The organism is Sedimenticola hydrogenitrophicus (assembly GCF_025175675.1).
Lineage (GTDB): Bacteria > Pseudomonadota > Gammaproteobacteria > Chromatiales > Chromatiaceae > Sedimenticola > Sedimenticola hydrogenitrophicus.
This window is the reverse complement of record NZ_JANIOA010000019.1, coordinates 35990-58677: the sequence shown is the minus strand read 5'-3', so window position 1 is coordinate 58677 and position 22688 is coordinate 35990. Positions and strand designations below refer to the sequence as shown.

Below are 22688 nucleotides of genomic sequence, written 5' to 3'. Positions count from 1 at the left end.
AAGGGGCCGGATTCGAGGCGCCACCAAGATCGGCCAACAAGGCAGGCCAATCACACCGTGAGCATTTGTGGATGCGCCTTATACCCTCACCCCTTGAGTAGTTACAACAAATTGAGGCAATACTAGAGCGTGGTCTCCGGTTCAATAACCCTGGGTTGGGTGGTTGCCGTTTCGGCCGACTTCACAATCTCATAGCAGGGCAGATAGTCGCCCATGACCTTCATCCGTCCCTCCCGGGTGAATGAGGTCAGCAGCTCGTCCATGGCATTCATTAGTTCCGGCTCGCCGGTGATCTGGAACGGACCGCGTTCGCGAATGGCGTTGATACCCGGCTCCTTGACATTGCCGGTGACGATGCCGGAGAGGGCGCGGCGCAGGTTGGCCGCCAGTTCCTGGGTCGGCAGATCCCGGGACAATTGCAGTTTCGCCATGGATTCATGATCCGGCACGAAGGGTTCCTGAAACTCCGGTTCTATATGCAGCGACCAGTTGTAGTGGAAGGAGTCATCGCGCTGGCGTCGCTCCTTGGTGACATGCAGCAGGGCGTCATTGACCAGCTTGGCGACCAGGCCGGGGTTGCCGATCACCTTTCTCACCAGGTTCAGTGCCGTGCTGCCCAGGGTCATCTCAATGAAGCGGATCACCGAATCGAAATATCCGCTGGACGATTCCGGGCCGGTGAGAAAAATAGGCAGTTCGATGTCGAGGTTGTCCGGATGCGAAAGCACGCCGAGGACGAACAGCAGCTCCTCCATGGTGCCCACCCCGCCGGGGAAGATGATGAGCACATGCCCCAGGCGAATGAAGGCCTCCAGGCGCTTTTCAATATCGGGCATCACGATCAGCTCATTGACTATGGCGTTGGGTGCCTCCGCAGCGATGATGCCGGGTTCGGTCAGGCCGATATGCCGCCCCTTGGTGTGCCGCTGCTTGGCATGGGCGATCGCCGCACCTTTCATCGGACCCTTCATGGCGCCGGCGCCGCAGCCGGTGCAGATGTCGATCCCGCGCAGCCCGAGGTAGTAGCCGATCTCCTTGGTGTAGTCGTACTCCTCCACCGGAATGGCGTGACCGCCCCAGCAGACCACGGTATTGGGTTTCTTGCCGGGATGGAAGGCGCCGGCGTGGCGCAGCCGGTAGAAGATCTCGTGACTGATCTGCATGTTGGGCGCCAGGTGCTTGTGATTGCTGGCGGTATCGCGCAAATAGAGAATATCCCGCAGCACCGAGAACAGGTGGTAGCGGATACCTTCAATCAGTTGATCGTCAACAAAGGCCTCCGCCGGTGCGTTGGAAACCTCCAGCACAATGCCCTGATGCCGCTCCCTGACCTGGATATCGAAATCAGGGTACATGGACATCAGCTCCTCGCAGTTGTCCACCTGGGAGCCGGAACTGAGTACCGCCAGGGCGCATTTGCGGAACAGCCGGTGCAGGCCGGTGCCGGTGACGTCTCGCAGTTGTTCGATCTCCCGCCGGGAGAGGACGGCCATGTGGGAGGCGGGGCGGATGGTGCTATTGACTACTTTGTGAATTACTCGTTTTTTTAACATGGGACTTCCTGACGGGCCGGCATTACCCAGCCACTAAAAAATGGTTTTAGGTGGATACAGGGATGGGACAACTGCTCGGGACGGGTCGGTGTGAGACGTTTGCCAACGGTCGGATCCCCGCGATCCCCTTGTTTTTCTGTAATGGTTTAAGCATAGCCGATTACGGCGCAATCGTCCCGAATCCTTGGGCTACCGGTGTCCGAAGCTTACCGCCGATTATTTGCATTTTTATGAATTGACTTCCCCGGATCCCTGGCGTTGTTACTGGCTCAGCAGTTTCATGCCCCGTTCCAACCCCTCCAGGGTCAGCGGAAACATGCGGTTCATCATGATCTCGCGCAGCAACTGGATCGAATCGATGTAGGGCCATTGATGTTCCGGTTGCGGATTGATCCAGATGGCGTTGGGATAGGTCCCGAGCAGCCGGCCCATCCAGAGCATACCGGTCTCCTGGTTCCAGTGCTCCACCGAGCCGCCGGCATAGGTGATCTCGTAGGGACTCATGGTGGCGTCGCCGACGAAGATCAGCTGATAGTCCGAGCCGTAGGTGTGGATCACTTCCCAGGTGGAGAGGGGTTCCGCGCGGCGGGTGCGGCTGTCTTTCCAGACCGCCTCATAGACGCAGTTATGGAAATAGAAGTGCTCCAGGTGCTTGAACTCCGAGTGGGCCGCCGAGAACAGCTCCTCGCAGACCTGCACATGGTCGTCCATGGACCCGCCGACATCGAGAAACAGCAGCACCTTGGCCTTGTTGTGGCGCTCCGGCACCATCTTCAGGTCCAGCAGGCCGCCGTGATGGGCGGTGGAGCGGATGGTAGCCTCCAGGTCCAGCTCCTCCGGCGCGCCGCTGCGGGCGAAGCGGCGCAGCCGTTTCAGCGCCACCTTGATATTGCGCGTGCCTAGTTCCACCGAATCGTCCAGGTTGCGGAACTCCCGTCTGTCCCACACCTTCACCGCCTTGCGATGACGTGAGCGCTCCTGGCCGATCCGCACCCCTTCCGGATTGTAGCCGTAGGCGCCAAACGGGGAGGTGCCGCCGGTGCCGATCCATTTGCTGCCGCCCTGATGGCGTTCCTTCTGCTCCTCGAGGCGTTTTTTCAGGGTCTCCATCAGCTTCTGCCAGCCCATGGCATCGAGCTTTTGCTTCTCCTCTTCACTGAGATACTTCTCCAGCTGCTTGCGCAGCCACTCCTCGGGAATCTCGGTGGTGATATGCTCCCCGCTCTCGGTAATCCCCTTGAAATAACCACCGAAGGCCTGGTCAAAGCGATCGAACAGCCGTTCATCCTTGATCAGGCAGGTGCGGGAGAGATAGTAGAAATCGTCCACGCTGGAGAAGATGACCCGCGCCTGCATGGCTGCCAGCAGATCCAGGAACTCGCGGATGCTGACGGGCAGTCCGGCCTCCTTCAGGTGATAGAAGAACTCAACCAGCATGGTGGATCAGGAGCGGCTGCGACGGTGCATGAAGGCGAGGCGCTCGAACAGATGGACATCCTGCTCGTTTTTCAGCAGCGCCCCGTGCAGCGGCGGGATGGCCTGGCGTGGGTCGCCGCTGTGCAACGCCTCCGGAGGGATATCCTCGGCCATCAGCAGCTTCAGCCAGTCGAGCAGTTCCGAAGTGGAGGGCTTCTTTTTCAGACCGGGCACTTCACGCAGCTCGAAGAACACCTCCAGCGCCTGTTGCAACAGCTGTTTTTTCAGGTCCGGGTAGTGCACCGCGACGATCTGTTCCATGGTCGTCCTGTCGGGGAAACGGATGTAGTGGAAGAAGCAGCGACGCAGGAAGGCGTCAGGCAACTCTTTCTCATTGTTGCTGGTGATGATGATCAGCGGCCGCTGTTTCGCCTTGACCAGCTGCTGGGTTTCATAGACATAAAACTCCATGCGGTCGAGTTCCCGTAGCAGGTCATTGGGAAATTCGATATCCGCCTTGTCCACCTCATCGATCAGCACCACGGAACGGCCGTCATGGGCAAAGGCATCCCATAGACGACCGCGCACGATGTAGTTGCCGATATCGTGCACCCGGTCGTCACCCAGCTGCGAATCGCGCAGCCGGGAGACCGCATCGTATTCGTACAGCCCGTGCTGTGCCTTGGTGGTGGATTTGATGTGCCACTGAAACAGCGGCTGGTCGAGTGCCTTGGCCACCTCTTCGGCCAGCATGGTCTTGCCGGTTCCCGGCTCACCCTTGATCAGCAGCGGACGCTCCAGCTGGATCGCGGCATTGACGGCGAGCATCAGGTCGTCGGTGGCCACGTAGGTATCTGTTCCGTTAAATCGCATATCGGTTTCCGAGTACTCCGCCAGGTAATTGCGCTATTCTCCAACAAACTCGTTGCAATTGAAATAAAAGCGGCGGGTGCCGATTGGCTAAACCCGACAGGCTCCCAGCGCACATTTCGCTTGACGTTCTATACATGTTCTACGTATGATGTCCCCGACTTCAACGAAACCCGATCGAGCTGGGTCGATCAGAACCGGTCGGGATTTAAAGGTCGCTAATTCCACCCGTTCTTCCGCAACACTCGTTGGGTGGGATTTCATAAAGGTTCAGCGCAGGGTGAAGAGACTATGGCCGTTATTGCAATGTGGAAATGTGACCGGGACAACAGCATGTTCGAAGACAAAAAGGCGGCGGATGCCCATGACCGGATGCTGGGACTGGGCGAGCAGTTCGCCCTCCTGCTGGAACAGGTGATTCCAGGGGTCGATGAGAAGGCTGCCGAAGCGTTCGGGCTGGTGTTGGCAAGAAACAAGGAGTTGGTCATCCAGGCCTGCAGGGGAAGGCCGGAGGCGATGTCTGAAATAGAGTTGCAGGATGAGAAGGTCACCCGGTTGAACGCCGCCCGTTGACGGTTTCGGAAGCCGGTGGCACCGCGACCTTCCCCATACCCACTCGCTACCGGCTTCCACCTATCCGCGGTCCTATCCACGGTATAATGACGCCAAAATAAGACACGCCAGTATCCGTGGCCACCGATCATCGGGATGGTTTATAACTCAAGTTTCGGAGTTCACAAGGCGTCGTTCAGGGCGGGCTACCCCCTTTCCGGGACCGTCGGAGGCATGGATGCCGACGCCGAGCGTACAGGGATGTATTCACAGCGCGTCCCGGAAAGGGGGTGGCCCGCCCGGCGTCTGGAACTGAACTCCGAAATTTGAATTATAACTCGCCCTGTGGTCAACCACATGACCCGGCGCTATGAGCGAGTTCGCGAAGATCACCCTACGCACCCGCCTGGTTGCCCCCGCTATACAGATCGCGTATAAGCGGTAGCAGCCTAACAATAATCGCCCCTGTCCCCATGAATGTCGTCTTTTTCCTGCTGGTACTTATAGCCTTTCTGACCGCTGCCTGGCGGCAGTTCAGCCTCCCCGCGGCCGATATCACTCCTATGGATGCGCTCTCCCGGGCGATGATCGATTCGGCCACCGGCGCGGTGGAGCTGGCGTTGGGCCTGGTGGGCGTGATGGCGCTGTTCCTCGGCCTGATGAAGATCGCCGAACAGGGCGGCCTGCTGAAGATACTGGCCCGCCTGATCCGGCCGTTGATGGTCAGGCTGTTTCCCGATGTGCCGGCAGATCACCCCGCCATGGGGGCGATGATACTGAACATGTCGGCGAACATGCTGGGGCTGGGGAATGCCGCCACGCCATTCGGCATCAAGGCGATGCAGGAGCTTGACCGCCTGAACCCTTGCAAGGGGAGTGCAACTGATTCGATGGTGCTGTTCCTCGCCATCAACACCTCAAGCATTACCCTGCTGCCCACCGGCGTAATCGCCCTGCGGGCCTCGGCCGGTTCTGCCGACCCGGCCGGTATTCTGCCGACCACCCTGTTCGCCACACTCTGCTCGACCCTGGCCGCGATACTGGCGGTTAAAGGCTATCGGCGGTTTTTTCCGCTAACCCGGGAAGCGGTAGCGCGGCAAGCGGCAGATCCGGATGAAGCCGGGCAGGACAACGCGCAGCCAGACATTGCGCTGGCGGAGGATGAGGGCAGCGGTTACCCGACCTGGGTCTCCCTGACCGCACTGATCGGTTTTCTGCTGCTGATACCGCTGACGGTACTCTATGGCCAGGTCGTCTCGCCCTGGATCCTGCCGGGGTTGATGCTCGGTTTCCTGCTGTTCGGTGTGCTGCGCAAGGTGCCGATCTACGAAAGTTTTGTCGAGGGGGCGAAGGACGGCTTCCAGGTGGCGTTAAAGATTATCCCTTATCTGGTGGCCATTCTGGTGGCGGTCGGCATGTTCCGGGCCAGCGGCGCCATGGAGTGGCTGGTGGGGCAGATCGGCCAGCTCACCAGCCTGTTCGGACTGCCCGCCGAGGCGCTGCCGATGGCACTGTTGCGGCCGCTCTCCGGATCGGGTGCCTACGGGGTGATGGCCTCGATCATCAACGACCCCGCCATCGGACCGGACAGCTACATCGGCTACCTGGTTTCCACCCTGCAGGGTTCGACCGAGACCACCTTCTATGTGCTGGCCGTCTACTTCGGTGCGGTCCAGGTGAGACGCATCCGCCATGCCCTGGCGGCCGGTCTGACGGCGGATATCGTAGGGGTGATCGCGGCGGTGGTGGCGGTGTCGTTTCTCTATGGCTAAACTGATCCCATGCTGCATATCATCAATAGCATAACCATCTCCGAGAACGAGATTGAATTCAGCGCCATCCGTGCCCAGGGCGCGGGCGGCCAGAACGTCAACAAGGTATCCACCGCCGTTCATCTGCGTTTCGATATCAATGCCTCCTCCCTGCCACCCTTCTACAAGGAGCGGCTGCTGCACTTCAAGGATCAGCGCATCTCCAAGGAGGGGGTGGTGATCATCAAGGCACAGCGTTTCCGCAGCCAGGAGAAAAACCGCGAGGAGGCGCTGTCGCGTCTCAGAGAGCTGATCCTGTCGGCGACGCGGATACAGAAACCGCGTAAACCGACCCGGCCCACCCGCAGTTCGCAGAAAAGGCGCCTGGAGAGCAAGGATAAACGGGGCAGGATCAAGGCGCTGCGCGGGCGGGTGGATGAGTGAGGCGATTTGCCGGCACGGGTTGATTTAGCGCAAGCCCTGGCCATTGACGGTTGTTGTGGCGGTCCGGTTCGGGGCATCATGCAAGCTCAGCCGAGAGATAAAGCATCAGGGGGACGGATGGGCAATAAAAAGAAATCGAACAACAGGAGCGGGCGCGGCAAGGAGCGAATTCCCTACGTGGAAGAGTCACTGGATGAAGTGGCCGATGCGCCGATCCGGAAAATCAAGAATTCGGTGTATGAGGAGGAGCTGTTCCGACTGCAGCTGGAACTGGTCAAACTGCAGGCCTGGATCGCCCAGGAGAAACTCAAGGTGGTGGTCATCTTCGAGGGCCGAGACGCGGCCGGAAAGGGCGGGGTGATCAAGCGCATCACCCAACACCTCAACCCGCGCGTCTGCCGGGTGGTGGCGCTGCCGGCACCGACCGAGCGGGAGACCACCCAGTGGTATTTCCAGCGCTATGCCGCCCATCTGCCCGCCGGTGGCGAGATGGTGCTGCTCGATCGCAGCTGGTACAACCGCGCGGGTGTCGAGCGGGTGATGGGATTCTGCGACAACGAGGAGTACAGCGAATTTCTCCGCTCCTGTCCCGAGTTCGAGCGCATGCTGGTGCGCTCCGGCATTATCCTGATCAAGTACTGGTTCTCGGTATCGGACGAGGAGCAGGAGCGGCGTTTCCAGAGCCGTCTGGAAGAGCCGCACAAACGCTGGAAACTGAGCCCGATGGATCTGGAGTCGCGCTCCCGCTGGGTGGAGTACTCCCGCGCCAAGGATATGATGTTCGCCCATACCGACATCAAGCAGGCGCCCTGGTACGTGGTCAAGTCCGATATCAAGAAGCATGCCCGGCTCAACTGTATTGCCCATCTGCTGAGTATGATCCCTTTTGAGGACCTGACGCCGCGTGAGATCGTCCTGCCGGAACGCAAGGAGAGTCTGGGTTATGTGCGTCCGCCAATGTCGGACCAGACCTTCGTGCCGGAGATCTATCCCTGACGAGAAACAGCGAACCGAACAGTCGACAAGCGCGGACCCGCCCAGTCCTACCCTTTCCCACAAATACCGATGAACACGCGTGTAGGATGGGTGGAGGCGCGGCACCCTTGTTGACGGCTGTTCGCGGCGGTTGGGCGCGCCGTAACCCATCTTCGGATGCGGATACAGGTGCGCGATGGGTTGCGCGCCGGAGTGGGAGCCGGCGGAGAGTTCATGGGAGTGCTCCACCCATCCTACGCCCGGATGCAGTCCTGCCCACCTATGTGGATAAAGGGCAGCGCTAGCCCTCGTACTACCGCTCCCCGGCTTTTGTGGCTTTCACGGGCGTCCTGCCCTGATTGCGGATCACCAGAAAGACCCCGTAGGCGGTCAGGCTGATCCCGGCGATACCCCAGACGGTAAGCCGTTCATCGAACAGGATCCAGGCGATCAGGGCCGTCACCGGGGGCGTCAGGTAGAAATAGGCCGCCACCTTGGTGGCCTCACCCTCCCGGATCATCAGCATCAGCAGCAGGATGGCGCTGAGCGAAAGGCCGAAAACCAGCCATAGCAGCGCCGCGACGAACTGCGGTTGCCAGTCGATCTCCCGGGTTTCAAACAGCAGTGCCAGCAGGCTCATGATGAGGGCGTTGGCCAGATACTGATAAAAGGTACCGGTCAGGAGATCGATCCTGGCGCAGTAACGTTTCTGCAACAGGGTGCCGAAGGTGATGCCACACAGCGCCATCAGGGCAAACAACAGGGAGAGGTAACTGAACTGCAGGGTATGACTGTTGGCCTTTCCCAGCAGCAATACCATGGCCACACCGAGGATGCCCAGCAGCAGCCCGGTGAGCTGTTTGCCGCTGATACGGGCACCCATCCAGAGCCAGGCGATCAGGGCGGTCAGTATCGGCTGCAGCCCCACCAGCAGCGAGGCCATCCCGGCCGCCATGCCGGCGTTGATCGCGGCAAACACACCGCCGAGGTAGGCGGCGTGGACCAGCGACCCCACCAGCATGGAGTGCAGCGCCCCTTGGCGCGTGGGCCATTGCGGCCGGTAGAGGCGGATCAGGATCAGGAACACCCCCAGGGTGATGTACATGCGGATGGCGAGCACCGTAAAGGGTTCGGCGAAGGGCAGCGCATACTTGGCGCCGATAAACCCGGTGGCCCACAACAGGACAAACAGAATAGGGATCCAGCGCAGCAGTTGGGGTGAGGGCATAGTCGGCTTCCAGGTTAGGGTCGCGGTAAAAATAAAGTATTCCAAGATCGCACAGCCATCGGTTTGCTCACAAGGCGTGCAAAGGGGCGCATAGCGGGCCTATGTAACCCTTTGCACAACGCCGTGAGCAGGCCGAGGGCGAAGCGAGATGGGATAATTTATTTTTTTCGCGGCCCTTAAGTCAGGCATGAATATATAGGGCCCGTAACGGTGGTTATAGGGGCAGATCGGGCCAAAAACAGTGGGTACAGATTTGCCATAAGATAAATAATTTGCGTGTTGAATTATTTGTACCTATCCTGAAGGACCGATTAATTCTCGCCCGGGGGGCCGATGTACCTCTACCGGCGTCTCATGACCCAGATAGCGGATCAGATAGAGACGGGTGTGCTCAGACCGGGGCAGACACTGCCGTCGATCCGCGAACTGGCGCTGCAGCGCTCGGTCAGCCGTAACACGGTGATCCAGGCCTATGACCGGCTGGCCGAGAGGGGGCTGATCGCGCCCCGGGATCGGTCCGGTTTCTATGTCCTCTGCCCCCCTGTCAGAACGGAGTCGGCCACCGCCATCGATGAACTGATGCCGTCGACCCCGGGCCTGGATCACCTGGCGTTTTCGGTGGTCCGTTCCGCCGGTTCCAGCCTGCTGGCGCCGCTGGGCAGTGCCCATCCGAGTGGGGAATTCCCGGCGCTCCAGTCCTTTCGGCGAATCTACAATCGCCAGCAGCGGATTGCCCGCCGAGAGGAGGTGCGACTCACGCAGTATGAGGTACCGCCCGGCCATGCGGGGCTGCGCCGGCAGTTGGTGCGCCACATGGCGCGATCGGGGGCACTTGTCGACGCGGAGGAGATTGTCATCACCAACGGCTGTCAGGAGGCACTGAGCCTGGCGCTGCAGACCGTGGCCGCCGCGGGCGATATCGTGGCGGTCGAGTCGCCCGGCTTCTATGGCACCCTGCAGTGCCTGGAGGTGCTGGGGATGCGAATCCTGGAGATTCCCTCCGATCCGCTGCACGGCATCAATCTGGACCTGCTGTCCAAGGCGCTGGAGCGCTGGCCGGTACGGGTGATCCTGGTCAACCCGCTGTTCAGCAACCCGCAGGGGCATGTGATGCCCGAAAACGGGGCGAGGCGGCTGTTGTCGCTGGCCGAGCGGTATGATCTGCCAATAATTGAGGACGACGTCTTCGGCGACCTGAGTTATGAGAAGGGGCGGCCGCGCACGGTGCGCTCCTGGGATACCCAGGGGCGGGTGCTGCTCTGTTCATCCTTGTCGAAAAGCCTGGATTCCGATCTCAGGTTGGGTTGGGTTGCCGCCGGGCGTTACAGCGAACAGCTCTGTTATCGAAAATATGTGACGACCATGGCCTGTCGCGGTCAGATCCAGGCCGCCGCCGCGGAGTTCCTCTCCGGCAGCCGTTTCGGCCGGCATATCAGGACGGTCACCCGCTGTTACCGGGAGCGACGGGATTTCACCCTGGAGGCGATTAACCGCTTTTTCCCCGATCCGACCCATGTAAATATGCCCCTTGGCGGATTCCACTGCTGGGTCGAGTTGCCGGCGGCGGTCAATTCGACCCGGCTCTATAGCGAGTTGATGCAGCAGGGGATCAATGCCACCCCGGGGTCACTGTTTGGGACCCGGGGACAGTTCGACCATTTTCTCAGGATCAACTATTCGTGTATTAATGATCGTGAAAAATATACTAAAATATTCAAGAAGATAGCGAATACTATTAATTTTATTTGTGATACTGTTTGATGCTATTTTGTCAGAGTCCAGCGCTGTGCGGAGAGCTTCCGTGTGGAAGGATCCCAAGACACGCCGTAAACCCATCCCTGGGGGCTCGGCGGTGGCATCCCTGCCACCGACAGTCTTGGAATCCCCCCACCCGAAAGCACTGAGGAAGCCGACCCGAATCGATCTGACAACGTTGAATTAAGTGGTATTCCTGATTAAGGGCGGTAGTCGATGGCGAAAGAAGATGCACGTATTCCGGCGGAGATTGGTTGTCTTGATACCGAGAACCTGCGGGTCACCTTGATTTCGACCCAGGGGGCACACTGTGACGTCTGGCAAACGGCCGGTTATCACTTTGAGCGGGAGAAGAATCGCACCTTCGATATGGTGATAAAACGCCACACCCTGACCTGCCATTCCCTCGAAGTGATGATCTATCGGCGTGACTATGGGATGCTGAAAAAAAAGCTGCACGATATTATCCCCGAGGCCATTTTTGTGCGCACCCGCATCGATGGCGAGGAGAATATGCTGGTGCTGGCGCAAGCTTTCACCCCCTGGTTCAATCTGGCCAATCCGGCCATCGCCGACGACGCTATCCCATTGATGGCGAAGCTGCACAAGGCGAGGCTGCAACTTGGGCTGTTCATTCAGACAGCCAAGGAGATCCGTCGTGAACAGCAGAAGGTGATAGATCTATACGGTCTGGATAACCTGGTGCTGGACAAAAACAAGGAGGTCCGCTATCTGGACAGCTTCGAGGTGTTTTTTCACGAGGACCTGCTCTATATAATCGATGATCCCGGCGAGGATCTGCGGGACAAAATCGATGTTTCAGTCAAGCGCCTTGCCTACCTGGAGTTCGTGCTGGCGAGTGCCAATGAACTGGCGGCCACCCTCTGAAAGCGGCCGCGTTGTCCGGGGCCAGGACTACCTGTTACCCTCACAAAAGCCATTGAACACGCGAGGATGGGTGGAGGCGCAGCACCCTTGTTGACGGCTATTCGCAGCGGTCGGGCGTGCCGTACCCATCTTCGGATGCGGAAGCAGGTGCACGATGCCTGGATGCGGCCCGACCCGCTTATGGGTGAAGGGCAGGGCCAGGAACCGGTCAAACTGATCTTGACAGGATACTATATCCCCAGTTCATCCAGCAGGCTGTCCGAGTCGTTTCGATCATCACCGGAACCGGCCCGGGCGGCGGCGGCCCTTTTATTCGCCTCGCCTTCCAGGATGTCGTCGGGATCTACATCGCCCAGCTGCTCGAATTCATGCAGCTGGATAAACTCGGTTTTATCCATGGCAAGCTCAAGATAAAAAATATTGTTGCGCTGGGTGGTAAAGGTGACCCGGCGCGCCTGAGGCCGGTCCAGATTGGTGTTGATGGAGAGCAGCACTTCCTTGTTGATGGTCAGCATCTTGGGCTGATTCTGATTGATCGGCGTCAGCAACTGTTTGCCCACATTGCTGATGAAATCGCCGATCATCTGGTTCATGAGTTCGCCCAGCACGTTGCCGACCTCATCCGAAGTGTGGCTGACCGCCAACTCCTCGCGGGGTATGCCCATGTTCGAGAGGTAAGCCTGATAGAGCTCAAGGGCGGCGGCGGCAGTAAAATTGATCACCACCAGTCCGGAGAAGCCGCCATCGAACAGGACAAAACAGCCGATGTCCGGTTTCAGGCAGGTGCGGTTGATCTTCTGTACCATGGCCGAGTAGTTGATCTCGTTTTGCGTGGCGGTGGTGAGTACCGAAGTGACCGACTTGCAGAGCATGATCAGGATATCATCCGTGGTGACAATTTTTGTCTTCGCCATCGAGTAAAGCCTCGTGTTTTTATGTTTTTGTTATATAGTTGAAATTAAGTTATCGACCATTGTTCATACAACTTAGGGCCCGCGCAAGAATAATTCCGTAGTACCGAGGGCGTCACTGGGCCACGCCGGCAAGGCACACTTTGCAGGCAATGGCCGCTCCCGGCCATCCATGGCCTTCGCGGCATAAGTCCATCCATGGACAAACCTGTTCCCTTGCCAAAAAGCGTAACGCCGGCGGCGGGGGGCAGTGGCGACCGAATACCGGAACTTATTTTTGCGCGAGCCCTTAATAACCATACTGCACTCCATGACACCACGGCAACTGATCCGCAACGCCGGTGATCTCGTATCCCTCCCGGAGATCTGTGTTCGCATCAATCAGTTGGTCGATGATCCGACCAGTTCCGCAGAGGAAATGGCGCAGGTGATCAGTCAGGACGCCAGCCTGACCGCGCGGCTGCTGAAGATTGTCAATAGCGCCTTCTACGGTTTTCCCGGACGGATCGACACCATCGCCCGGGCCATTACCGTCATCGGCACCAGGGATCTGCGGGATCTGGCCCTGATGACGGCCGCCTGCGAGCTGTTCACCGGCGTACCGGCCAATCTTATCGACATGGAGCGGTTCTGGCACAGTTCATTGACATGTGGCGTGTTGGCCAGGCGCCTGGCCAGGTCCTGTCGGGTGCTGCACCCGGACAGACTGTTTGTCATGGGGGTGCTGCATGATATTGGTCGTCTGGTTCTTTTTCAGCAACTGCCGGTAGCGTCGCGGGATATTCTGCTCATCAGCAAGGGGCGTGATGATCTGATTGTCGCCGCGGAGCGGGAGGTGTTCGGATTTACCCATGGCGATGTGGGTTACGAACTGGCCTGCGACTGGCGACTGCCGGCGCCCATCTGCTCGGCGATCCGTTGGCACCATCTGCCGGAACAGGCGACCACCGATCTCATCGAGTGCACGCTTGTCTATATTGCCAACATCCTTGCCGATTCCCTGGTGTGGGACAGCGAGCCGGGAGTGGAGCTGGAGCGGGTGCTTCCCGGCAGCTGGCAGATCACCGGGCTCACTCCCGTGGAGTGTGAGCGGGCGGTCTCTGAAATGGGCGACGAGGTCCGTGAACTCTACGCCATTCTGATGCGGCATGCCCCGGCGCCCCAGCCTTCGCTGGTTAAGCCCGGCCTGCCCGACTGATGGGGCAGGCCCCGGGCCGAATCCTGGTGGGCGCAGGGCACCCCCTGCAAATCTACTCGATCAGCCCCTTGCTGCGAAATAGCGCTTCCATCTCCGGTTTGTTGGCCAGTATCTCCTGCTGGTCCAGGCCCTTCATCTCATGGGGAAAGACCAGCCACTGATCCGTCTCATGGACATAGTAATCGGGCGTCAGCGCGGTCCGGTTGTTGCCGGGTTTGTACCAGGGGGTGGCGATGCGGATCTGTTCCGGCATGTTGCGCCGGCTCTTCTCCCGCAGGGAGTCCAGGATCGCCTGCAGGCTCAGGCCGGAATCGAACACATCGTCGACGATCAGCAGGGAGCTGTCCCAGTCCATGTTGCGTATCAGATAACCGAGGCCGTGTACCCGCACCTCCTTGTTGCGCTCGCCGATGCCGGTGTAGGAGGAGGTGCGGATGGCGATATGATCCGAGGGTACGCCAAAGTAGTCCAGGATCTCCTGTACCGCGATGCCGACCGGCGTACCGCCGCGCCAGACGCCGACGATAAAGTCGGGCCGGAAGCCGCTCTGCAGTATCTCCAGTCCCAGGCGGAAGGAATCGGTCAGGAGCTGCTGGGCGGTTATGTAGTATTTATCACTCATTAGGAAGGGTTCTATGTGCCGGGTTATTGCGGGGGCGTGTGTTGCATCCCCGCGAGAATAGTTTGGGCCGGCCGGCGAAGGCAACCATTTTCAGGCGCTTTCCCGTATCGGCTGCTTCCCATCCCGGGGTGGGACGGGCGGTTTTCCCAACTGTTGCAGCACATTACCGGCAATTATCAGCAACAGCCCGGCGCCGCTGGACCAGTGGATCTCCTCGCCGACGATGAAATGGATCAGGAACAGGGAGAGGATCGGCGAGAGAAAGATCAGATTGGCCACCTTGGCGGTGCTCTCGGTCAGGCGCAACGCCTTGAGCCAGAGTACGAAGGTGATACCCATCTCGAACAGACCCACATAGGCGGCGCCGTACAGTCCGTTGATAGAATCAAATTCGAACCCGGCGGTAAGCCAGGTAATCAGGGCAATCACCGGAATGGCGAACAGAAAATTGAGGAACAGCCCGACCACCGGTTCCATGCGGCCGCGGGTGTTGAAGATCCAGAACAGCGACCAGATCAGGGTGCTGCCAAGGGCCAGCAGGACCCCGTAACCGTTGCTGAAGCGGAGTTCCAGGGGGGTGCCGTGGGTGGCAATCACCAGGATGCCGAAATAACTGATGCCGATGGCCAGCAGGTCGAGCCGGCGCAGATGCTGCTTGAGCAGGGGGACCGCCAGGATGGAGAGGGTGATGGCCCAGGTGTAGTTGAGCGGCTGCGCCTCCTGGGCCGGCAGCAGGTCATAGGCCTTGAACAGCACCCAGTAGTAGAGGCAGGGATTGAGCAGGCCCAGCGTGGCGCACAGTAGCAGGTCGCGGCGCGAGGTCTGCAGCAGCAGCCGCAAATGGCCCTGCCATAGCAATACCATGAGCAGTACCAGCAACGAGGCGATGCTGGCGTAAAACAGCAGCTGTATCGGTTCCAGGTGGCGCAGCGACAGTTTGAAGGCGGTGGCCACCGTGGACCAGAGCAGCACGGCGCTGCCCCCAAAGAGGTAGGCTTTGGCTTGCCGGGTCATCCGCTACCGAACCCGACCGTCGGACCGGATTGTGACGCCGGCAGCCATCAAAGCTGTTCCAGGGTGTTGAGGATCAGGCGCAGATCGGCCGCCTCGGACAGCCGGTGATCCCCCTGTTTGATCAGGGTGAGGGTGGCGTCCCCGCTCTCCAGCCGCTCGCAGGTCTGGCGGCTGAACTCCCAGGGTACATCCGGGTCCCGCATGCCGTGAAACATCCGCACCGGACAGTGAATGGGGATGGGCCTGTCCAGCAGGCAGTGGTTCTCTCCCTCTTCGATCAGTTCCCGGGTGATCGGATAGGGCTGTTGATTATCATAGTCGCAGGGGATCAACACGCGCCCCTCGCGGCTCAACTGCTGTTTCTGCTCATCCGTGAACATCGGCAACAGCAGTCGCCGGGTGAAATCGGTGGCGCAGGCGAGGGTAATCAGGGCGTGTACCCGTTGCGGCCGGACGAGGGTGGCCAGCAGCGCGAGCCAGCCGCCCAGGCTGGAGCCGACGATGAGCTGCGGCCCTTCGGTCAGCCGGTCGATGACCGCCAGGGCGTCAGCCAGCCACTCGCCGATGGTCCCGGTTTCGAATTCGCCGCTGGATTGGCCATGTCCGGAATAGTCGAAACGGATAAAGGCGCGCCCCTGTTCCCGGCACCACTGCTCCAGGGTGACCGCCTTGGTGCCGGTCATGTCCGATTTGAACCCGCCAAGGAAGAGCACGCCGGGCCCGGTGCCCTCCGTTTTGTGGTAGGCGATCCGTTTGCCGTCGGGCAGATGGAGGAGCCGGAGCGTAGCGGTAGTCACCGATCTTGATCCCGTACCAGGAAAAACAACGGATGATACCCCGCGGACGCGCTATTGCAACCGAGAAAAATCCACGGCCATGTCAAGTCGTGCGGCGTACCCGTCGGATCGCCACGCCCCATATCATTCACCCGCTCCGCTTCGTGCTGCCGCGAGGCTGTTAAATCACACTTCGCTGTTGCAGAATAGACGAGTCACACAGATTGGTAGCCTGGATGTAGCCCGCCGCATGGGATTTGAGACATCTGCGCTCTTCGCGGGCGGAATCCGGGATTGTGGCGGGGCGGCCTGGTTCCCGGATTGCGCCGCGCTGTTCATGTGGTTGTTTCCGTTTGAGAGTGGCGGCTGCATCCAGGCTACGGTGATCCCAGGTGTCAAACCACACCACCCTGTTGCAGAATAGCCCATCTCAATAAGTGCTCAATGGAAGTCAGGATAATCCAATGAAAGTACTGGTTACCGGCGGCGCCGGCTACATCGGATCTCACACCTGTGTGGAGCTCCTGGAGGCCGGTCATCAGGTGGTGGTCATCGATAACCTCTGCAACAGCAGCCGGATCTCCCTGGACCGGATTGCCGACATCACCGGCCGGCGCGTCTCTTTTGTCGAGGGGGATATCAGGGACCGGGATACAGTGACCCGGATCTTCTCCCGGGACGGTATCGATGCCGTGATCCATTTCGCCGGACTGAAGGCGGTCGGAGAGTCCGTCAGATTGCCGTTGGCCTATTACCAGAACAATATCACCGGTAGCCTGACGCTGCTGGAATCGATGGCGGCGGCGGGCGTAAAGCGCCTGGTATTCAGCTCTTCCGCGACGGTCTATGGTGATCCGGTCTCCCTGCCCATCGGAGAGGATTTCGCCCTGTCGGCATCCAATCCCTACGGTCGGTCGAAGTTGATGATCGAGGAGATGCTGCGGGATCTCCATGCCGCCGATGATGCCTGGGATATCTCCATCCTGCGTTATTTCAACCCGGTGGGTGCCCATGAGAGCGGGTTGATCGGGGAAGACCCGGGCGGTATCCCGAATAACCTGATGCCTTATATCTCACAGGTGGCCGCGGGCCGGCTGGAACGGTTGTCGATTTTTGGCGGTGATTATCCGACTGCCGATGGTACCGGGGTGCGGGACTATATTCATGTGGTCGATCTTGCCCGGGGGCATCTCGCGGCGCTGGACAAACTGTCCGGGCACCCCGGGGTGATCACCCATAATCTCGGAACCGGTCGCGGCTACTCGGTGCTGGAGATGGTGCGTGCCTTTGAGCAGGCAAGCGGCAGGATGGTCCCCTACCGGATCGACAGTCGCCGGCCTGGCGATATAGCCGCCTGCTATGCGGACCCGGCGCGAGCATCGGTCGAACTTGGCTGGCGAGCGGAACGTGAATTGGAGCAGATGTGCCGGGACAGCTGGCGATGGCAGCGCGCCAATCCGGATGGCTTCCAGTGATCCGATTTCCGCTTACGGTGCCGAATTTGATTTCCGGTAGATCAGCTCAACCTTCATCAGTATTGCCAGCACCATGAGGGCGACTCCAGTATTGAGCAGGGTCACCGATTCGAAACCGGCCAGGTAATAGAACCCCCCGAGTCTGGCCAGCCCCGCTGTCAGGCAGACCAAGATACCGATTATTCCCGCGATCGTTCCAATGTTTGCCAATAGTATATTCATCTCGCTCCCCTGCATGGCCCCGGAAGACAGACGCGAGCCCTAAGCGTAATCATAGGCAGCTTGCGTAAGGCTGCCTAGGAGTTTGTCGGTCAAGCCCTGCAGACTCCCGGCACATGCCGCACAGCATGCCTCCCGGGATCGCCGTTCGACGGGACAGAACGATAAAAACCGGGTATGCTAACAGCTACCCCTGTTTGTATATAACTACTTGATATTACAAGTAACAGGTAACAGTGATCAGCGCTATGAGTGGGATGGATAGAGCCGAAAAAATGGAGAGGAGATGGTTTGCCAATGCCCCGGATCAGTTTTGCTGGAGCATCTGGCCGGATGAGGAGGAGGCGGTGCTTTTTCATCAGGGGTCCGGCGATACCCTGATGCTGAATCCGCTGGGTGAGTTTCTGCTCAAACGGCTGCAGCTGGAACGGCAGACACCCTCAGAGCTGACGCGATCCGCCGCCGATTTCTTTGAGATTGACGCCAACAGCGAGTTGGCGGATGCCGTGCACCTCTCGCTGCTTACCTTCCGCTCCCTGGGCCTGGTTATCTCAGACTCGCTGTGAAAGTAGCCGATCTCAGCCAGCGTGACATGGCCGGCCAATTGACCGGAAAGGGGTTGCCGATACAGATCGGGCCTTTCTGGATCAATCTGCGCTCCACCATTCCCGATCTCCTGCGACACGTCGCCTTTTTTTACTCCGAGTACGAGACCACGGAATCCGCGCGGTTCTTTGATTTTCATATCACGCTGAAAAATGCCGGCGGTCTGCGGCGCTGGGTAAAACCCCAGGTACATTTCCTCCTGGACGAATACGCCCCGTTCAAGCCGCTGCCCTATATCCATGCCTTCGCCATGTTCGAGTGGGGTCTCAACTGGTGCATCGCCACCACCGCGCATCGCTATCTGATTATCCATGCCGCGGTGCTCGAGAAAGCGGGCCGCGGGATCATCATGCCGGGCGTGCCCGGCTCCGGAAAGAGCACGCTGTGCGCGGCCATGGCGCTGCGTGGCTGGCGCCTGTTGTCGGATGAGATGGTATTGCTGGATCCGGCGACACGGGCGATCACCCCGGTGCCGAGGCCCGTCAGCCTGAAAAATGAATCGATAGGGATTATTCGAGATTTCTCGGCTATGGCGGAAATCGGGCTGGCGGCGAAAGACACGGCGAAGGGAACGGTGGCTCATCTGAAACCATCGGCAACGAGCATCCGGCTGGCCGGCGTAACCAGCCGGCCGCATGCGATCGTCTTCCCGAAATTTAGAGCGGGCAGCCGTACCCGTCTGACCGAGAAAGCCAAAAACAGCGCGCTACTGGAGATACAGGAGAACGCGTTCAACACCCATATCCTGGGTAAGGTCGGATTTGAGTCGGCAACATCACTGATCAACAGCTGTCCGGTCTTCTCGCTGGAGTATTCGCAACTGGAGGAGGCGCTGCCGATCATGGAGCGGCTGATTGCGGATTCGGAGGTCCCCGCCTGATTATGGTTGAGCCGCTTATCATACAGGTCCTGGTATCACCGGATAGGATAACCCGGTTCTCCGCGGCCGACTGGGATCTCCTGATGCGCCAGGCAAAGGCGGCAAACCTGCTTGCCCATCTTCACCGGGTGTTACAGGAACGGGGGCTGGGGGACGCGATACCGGAAGGGCCGGCCCATCATCTGAGGGCCGCGAACCTGATTACCCAGCGCAGCGTGCTGGCGGTCCGCTGGGAGATCTCGCAGCTGCAGGAAGCGCTGTACAGCCTCGCCATCCCCATTGTCCTGCTCAAGGGGGCCGCCTATGTCCTGGCGGATCTGCCGATCAGCCGCGGGCGGCTGTTTCATGATATCGATATCCTGGTGCCCAGGTCAGCGGTCGAGGATGTAGAGAAGCGACTGTTGACGTGGGGGTGGCGTACTACCCATAGCAGTGCATACGATCAACGCTACTATCGTACCTGGATGCATGAAATCCCCCCGATGAGACATATCAAGCGCCAGACGGTGCTGGATATCCACCACTCAATCCTGCCGCTGACGGCGAGACTCAAGCCCGACCCGCAAAAACTCCTGGCGCAGGCAACCAACGATGGGGGGCAGGGGGATCTCTACTGGTTGTGTGACCTGGACCTGATCCTGCACAGTGCAACGCACCTGTTCCATGATGGCGAACTGGAGCATGGGCTGCGGGATCTGGTGGATATCGCCGAACTGCTGCGGCACTTTGCGGGGCGCGCCGGTTTCTGGCCGGCGCTGTGTGACCGGGCGGTGGAGATGGACTTGGTGCGTCCACTGATTTATGGGTTACGTTATGTCCAGCTCCTGTTGGCAGTGGACATTCCCGAAGATGTGACATTGTGGATGCGTGATCAGCTCCCCGGGAGCCTGCTCGGTTCAACCATGGATCGTCTGTTTCTCCGCGCCTTGCGACCGGATCATGCAAGTTGCGGGATGTGGGGCACCGGGCAGGCGCGCTGGGCGCTCTATGTGCGTTCGCACTATCTGCGCATGCCGATGAAACTGCTCATTCCCCACCTGGTGAGGAAGGCGCTGACGGGGGAAAATGAGGGAGAGCTGCCGGGGGAAGTACAGCGCTTTATCGCCAACAATCCGCGACACCGGGATCCCGGCTGATTTGACCCTTATCCGGCGGTTTGCGGTCAGACAAAATGATGAGTGTGCCTGGTCGTCAGGTCCAGGTGCTGTTCAGGAATGACTTGAAGTTGGTCACTTGACCGCCCAGCGTCGGATCGGCCCACAACGTCTTCACTTGATCCACACTCAGAACATAGTTGGGATCGGTCATCGCATTCAGGAGCGCGGCGATGATATGGAACTCGTCACTACCCGCTTCCGTGCACAGGATTTCATACATCGTACGGTTGTTTGCGTCCAGCGGACCGGACGTGAAATAGCTGTTGAATAGCGCACCGCCACCGCACTCCCACTGCGCGAAGGGGCCACCGCCCGAGAGGCAGTCGTTTTGGCCGGTGGGCAACGTACCGTCTTGTCGATAAGTGGACGCCATCGGCCAAGCTTCCGGGTGTTCCTTCCAGTAGCCGGGGCTAAGGCCCAGGTTACATTCACCACGATTCGGGTCGGACAGGTTGCCAGAGAGCATGTTCGAGAGGCAACCCACGCCAAACACGGGGCGTGATACCACCGACATCAATACAGGGGAGGCGAGCAGGCTCGCCTTGGTAAATTGCCTACGACTCGATGAGATGCCTTTCTCAATCGGACCATCCAGCTTTAAATCCTTGTTTGTCTCTCGATTCTTCGACATTACTTGTTACTCTATAGGTTATCTGAGCTTAAAATCGAGTGGCTTCTCGAGCCTGTTCCTGATCTGGCCTCAGGATTGTCCCTCATATTGTAGAAAGGTAGCACTTATTCAACGCTTGGAAAATGTTCGCAGAATAAGTGTAAAAATATCCGATAGATATCAAATAATCCCTTACCGGTTTCTATGGCTCGGAGTAGGGTGTTCGCCCACGATCATAATAATCCCCTAATTATCCGGTGGTTAGCGACACCAGGCAAATAGTTGTGCGGTTAAGGCATGGCAAGTTCTATTAGCTGACTTTAAGCACCGAAGTCGGAAATATCCCGCCACATCTATCAGTATAAGGCGTCTGCGTGATCTGTCACTATCGATGCAAATATCAAGCCACTAGATTTATAGTCAATATTATCAATAAGTTGATGAATAATTATTTGCGGGTTAAATGTACCGTGTAAAAAAAATCGACAGGTGTAGGGCATGGTGATATGGGCCAGGTTTCGCGTCGGTCTGGCTAAACCTTTCAGGGTGTTGCCGCCATCCGGGGCTAAACTATAAATGATTTTTACAACCGGTTAAAAACGCCGGGGAGTGGTGGTCGGGTGGCTGGATGAGCGGATCCCCATTGACCTTCGGTTGGCGTGTGGTTTCGGTACCTGTGGTTCTGGTTGTTACCGAACTGCGATAGCTTTCTCAACGTCTTATTATTAATGCTCGCATAATCAATGAGATACCTGATTTCTGAAATGGATTCGCCGGCTTGGATAATGTGAATGGAGAGAGTGGGGCTCGGCTCAGGCGTGGGATACCTGATGAAAAAATGGCAGTTAATTAAATTAACTTGCAATATATTCAACTAGTTATAGAATGTTTCAAATATGGATTATTAAGAGAGCCGGTCTGTTCTCGTCAAGGTAGAAGCGAAACCATGGTCACACAAGGCTTAGCCCGACGGATGATTGCAGCCTGTTTGCTGATGTCGCCTGTCGCCGTTCTTGGGAGTGAGCCTCTGAGCAATCCCGCGGGGACGGCGTTGGCCCAGGCGGTGTACGATCGACCCAATGGTAATGATTTCAGTGCCCTGGTGGTGATGACGCTTCAGGGAAAGGCGAGTCAATCCAGGCAGCGTGTGCTCTACAGCTACGCCAAGGAGAAGGGCGCCGGAGAGCGCTGGACCCTGATGCGCTTCATTCAGCCGGATGATATCGCGGGAACCGGGCTGCTGACCCAGGATCACCCCGGGGACGCGAGTGACCAATGGCTCTATCTGCCGGCGCTGAATAAGGTCCGGCGAATTTCATCTTCAAGAAAAGGCGGCCGTTTCGTCGGTTCCGACTTTTTTTATGAAGACCTGCTCGACCGGGAGGTCGACATGGATCATCACTACCTGCGGGGCACGGGCAGTGTGGGAAAGGTGCCCTGCGAGATCCTGGTCAGTACCCCCAGGGATCCGGATAACTCGGTCTATTCCAAGCGTGTCAGCTGTATCTACCGCAAGATCCTGATCCCGTTGAAAGTGGAGCTGTTCGAGCGGGGCAGGGAGAAGCCGAGCAAAATGCTTACCGCCAGAAGAATCAAGAAAATCCAGGGCTACTGGAGCATCCTGGAAAGCACCATGTATGACCTGGAATCCGGGCACCGTACCCAGTTGCTGACCGAAAATATAAAGTACGACCAGGATCTGCCCGACCGGCTCTTCACCCGGCGTGATCTTACCGACGATACCAATGAGAAGGCCTATCGCCCCTGAGTCGGGGCAGGCAACCTGAA

Annotated in this window: 22 protein-coding genes; 12 read left to right on the top strand and 10 right to left on the bottom strand. The window is 58.7% G+C overall.

Annotated elements, in window-relative coordinates; all coding sequences use genetic code 11:
* Window positions 1-122: 122 nt before the first annotated feature.
* From ppnN to NPX02_RS11880, 3 genes are all read right to left on the bottom strand, one after another.
* Complete coding sequence (ppnN, locus tag NPX02_RS11890; RefSeq protein WP_260293807.1) at window positions 123-1553, bottom strand: nucleotide 5'-monophosphate nucleosidase PpnN; 1431 nt, start codon at window positions 1551-1553, stop codon at window positions 123-125.
* Between the two features lie 261 nt (window positions 1554-1814).
* Window positions 1815-2990 (bottom strand): vWA domain-containing protein, encoded by a 1176-nt coding sequence (locus NPX02_RS11885; RefSeq protein ID WP_260293806.1) that lies wholly within the window; start codon window positions 2988-2990, stop codon window positions 1815-1817.
* A gap of 6 nt (window positions 2991-2996) precedes the next feature.
* Window positions 2997-3842, bottom strand: a complete 846-nt coding sequence (locus NPX02_RS11880) for an AAA family ATPase (protein ID WP_260293805.1) — start codon at window positions 3840-3842, stop codon at window positions 2997-2999.
* A 288-nt stretch (window positions 3843-4130) separates the two neighbouring features.
* Between NPX02_RS11880 and NPX02_RS11875 the strand changes: the two genes are divergently transcribed.
* From NPX02_RS11875 to ppk2, 4 genes are all read left to right on the top strand, one after another.
* Complete coding sequence (locus NPX02_RS11875) at window positions 4131-4412, top strand: YebG family protein (RefSeq protein ID WP_260293803.1); 282 nt, start codon at window positions 4131-4133, stop codon at window positions 4410-4412.
* Window positions 4413-4864: 452 nt separating this feature from the next.
* Window positions 4865-6163, top strand: coding sequence for a nucleoside recognition domain-containing protein (locus NPX02_RS11870; protein ID WP_260293802.1), 1299 nt, complete (start codon window positions 4865-4867; stop codon window positions 6161-6163).
* A gap of 9 nt (window positions 6164-6172) precedes the next feature.
* Entirely contained in the window at window positions 6173-6586 is a 414-nt protein-coding gene (arfB, locus tag NPX02_RS11865) for an alternative ribosome rescue aminoacyl-tRNA hydrolase ArfB (protein ID WP_260293801.1), read from the top strand.
* 117 nt (window positions 6587-6703) lie between these two features.
* Window positions 6704-7582, top strand: a complete 879-nt coding sequence (gene ppk2 / locus NPX02_RS11860; RefSeq protein ID WP_260293800.1) for a polyphosphate kinase 2 — start codon at window positions 6704-6706, stop codon at window positions 7580-7582.
* A gap of 292 nt (window positions 7583-7874) precedes the next feature.
* Here the strand turns inward: ppk2 and NPX02_RS11855 are convergent, their stop codons facing one another.
* Window positions 7875-8789: a DMT family transporter gene (locus NPX02_RS11855; RefSeq protein WP_260293799.1), complete on the bottom strand. Its 915-nt coding sequence runs from the start codon at window positions 8787-8789 to the stop codon at window positions 7875-7877.
* A 333-nt stretch (window positions 8790-9122) separates the two neighbouring features.
* Here NPX02_RS11855 and NPX02_RS11850 point away from each other — a divergent pair, with 333 nt between their 5' ends.
* Window positions 9123-10550 (top strand): aminotransferase-like domain-containing protein, encoded by a 1428-nt coding sequence (locus NPX02_RS11850; protein WP_260293798.1) that lies wholly within the window; start codon window positions 9123-9125, stop codon window positions 10548-10550.
* 210 nt (window positions 10551-10760) lie between these two features.
* Window positions 10761-11432 carry a hypothetical protein gene (locus NPX02_RS11845; RefSeq protein ID WP_260293797.1) on the top strand — a complete coding sequence of 224 codons (672 nt, stop codon included), beginning with the start codon at window positions 10761-10763 and terminating at the stop codon, window positions 11430-11432.
* A 230-nt stretch (window positions 11433-11662) separates the two neighbouring features.
* Here NPX02_RS11845 and NPX02_RS11840 read toward each other — a convergent pair whose 3' ends face one another.
* Window positions 11663-12346, bottom strand: coding sequence for a DUF3334 family protein (locus NPX02_RS11840; protein WP_260293796.1), 684 nt, complete (start codon window positions 12344-12346; stop codon window positions 11663-11665).
* A gap of 307 nt (window positions 12347-12653) precedes the next feature.
* Between NPX02_RS11840 and NPX02_RS11835 the strand changes: the two genes are divergently transcribed.
* Window positions 12654-13541 (top strand): HDOD domain-containing protein, encoded by an 888-nt coding sequence (locus NPX02_RS11835; protein ID WP_260293794.1) that lies wholly within the window; start codon window positions 12654-12656, stop codon window positions 13539-13541.
* Window positions 13542-13593: 52 nt separating this feature from the next.
* On the opposite strand, the gene NPX02_RS11830 is transcribed toward NPX02_RS11835, so the two are convergent.
* The 3 genes from NPX02_RS11830 to NPX02_RS11820 form a co-directional block, all read right to left on the bottom strand.
* On the bottom strand, window positions 13594-14163 hold the full coding sequence (locus NPX02_RS11830) for a phosphoribosyltransferase (RefSeq protein ID WP_260293793.1): 570 nt from the start codon (window positions 14161-14163) through the stop codon (window positions 13594-13596).
* Between the two features lie 90 nt (window positions 14164-14253).
* A complete protein-coding gene (locus NPX02_RS11825; protein WP_260293792.1) occupies window positions 14254-15177 on the bottom strand; it encodes a DMT family transporter in 924 nt (307 codons plus the stop codon).
* 47 nt (window positions 15178-15224) lie between these two features.
* Entirely contained in the window at window positions 15225-15974 is a 750-nt protein-coding gene (locus NPX02_RS11820; protein ID WP_260293791.1) for an alpha/beta hydrolase, read from the bottom strand.
* Between the two features lie 443 nt (window positions 15975-16417).
* On the opposite strand from NPX02_RS11820, the gene galE reads away from it, so the two are divergent.
* Window positions 16418-17428 carry a UDP-glucose 4-epimerase GalE gene (galE, locus tag NPX02_RS11815; protein ID WP_260293790.1) on the top strand — a complete coding sequence of 337 codons (1011 nt, stop codon included), beginning with the start codon at window positions 16418-16420 and terminating at the stop codon, window positions 17426-17428.
* 12 nt (window positions 17429-17440) lie between these two features.
* On the opposite strand, the gene NPX02_RS11810 is transcribed toward galE, so the two are convergent.
* On the bottom strand, window positions 17441-17650 hold the full coding sequence (locus NPX02_RS11810; RefSeq protein ID WP_260293789.1) for a hypothetical protein: 210 nt from the start codon (window positions 17648-17650) through the stop codon (window positions 17441-17443).
* A gap of 272 nt (window positions 17651-17922) precedes the next feature.
* On the opposite strand from NPX02_RS11810, the gene NPX02_RS11805 reads away from it, so the two are divergent.
* The 3 genes from NPX02_RS11805 to NPX02_RS11795 are packed head-to-tail and all read left to right on the top strand — an operon-like array spanning window position 17923 to window position 20269.
* Window positions 17923-18213 carry an HPr-rel-A system PqqD family peptide chaperone gene (locus NPX02_RS11805; protein WP_260293788.1) on the top strand — a complete coding sequence of 97 codons (291 nt, stop codon included), beginning with the start codon at window positions 17923-17925 and terminating at the stop codon, window positions 18211-18213.
* The gene (locus NPX02_RS11800) at window positions 18210-19133 is read left to right on the top strand and encodes an HprK-related kinase A (RefSeq protein ID WP_260293787.1); all 924 of its coding nucleotides are present in this window, start codon (window positions 18210-18212) and stop codon (window positions 19131-19133) included. The genes NPX02_RS11805 and NPX02_RS11800 overlap by 4 nt, the downstream gene beginning before the upstream one ends.
* Before the next feature lie 2 nt (window positions 19134-19135).
* A complete protein-coding gene (locus NPX02_RS11795; protein WP_260293786.1) occupies window positions 19136-20269 on the top strand; it encodes a nucleotidyltransferase domain-containing protein in 1134 nt (377 codons plus the stop codon).
* A gap of 55 nt (window positions 20270-20324) precedes the next feature.
* Here NPX02_RS11795 and NPX02_RS11790 read toward each other — a convergent pair whose 3' ends face one another.
* Entirely contained in the window at window positions 20325-20921 is a 597-nt protein-coding gene (locus NPX02_RS11790; RefSeq protein ID WP_260293785.1) for an RNA-dependent RNA polymerase family protein, read from the bottom strand.
* Window positions 20922-21873: 952 nt separating this feature from the next.
* Here NPX02_RS11790 and NPX02_RS11785 point away from each other — a divergent pair.
* A complete protein-coding gene (locus tag NPX02_RS11785; RefSeq protein ID WP_260293784.1) occupies window positions 21874-22668 on the top strand; it encodes an outer membrane lipoprotein-sorting protein in 795 nt (264 codons plus the stop codon).
* The last annotated feature ends 20 nt before the right edge of the window (window positions 22669-22688 follow it).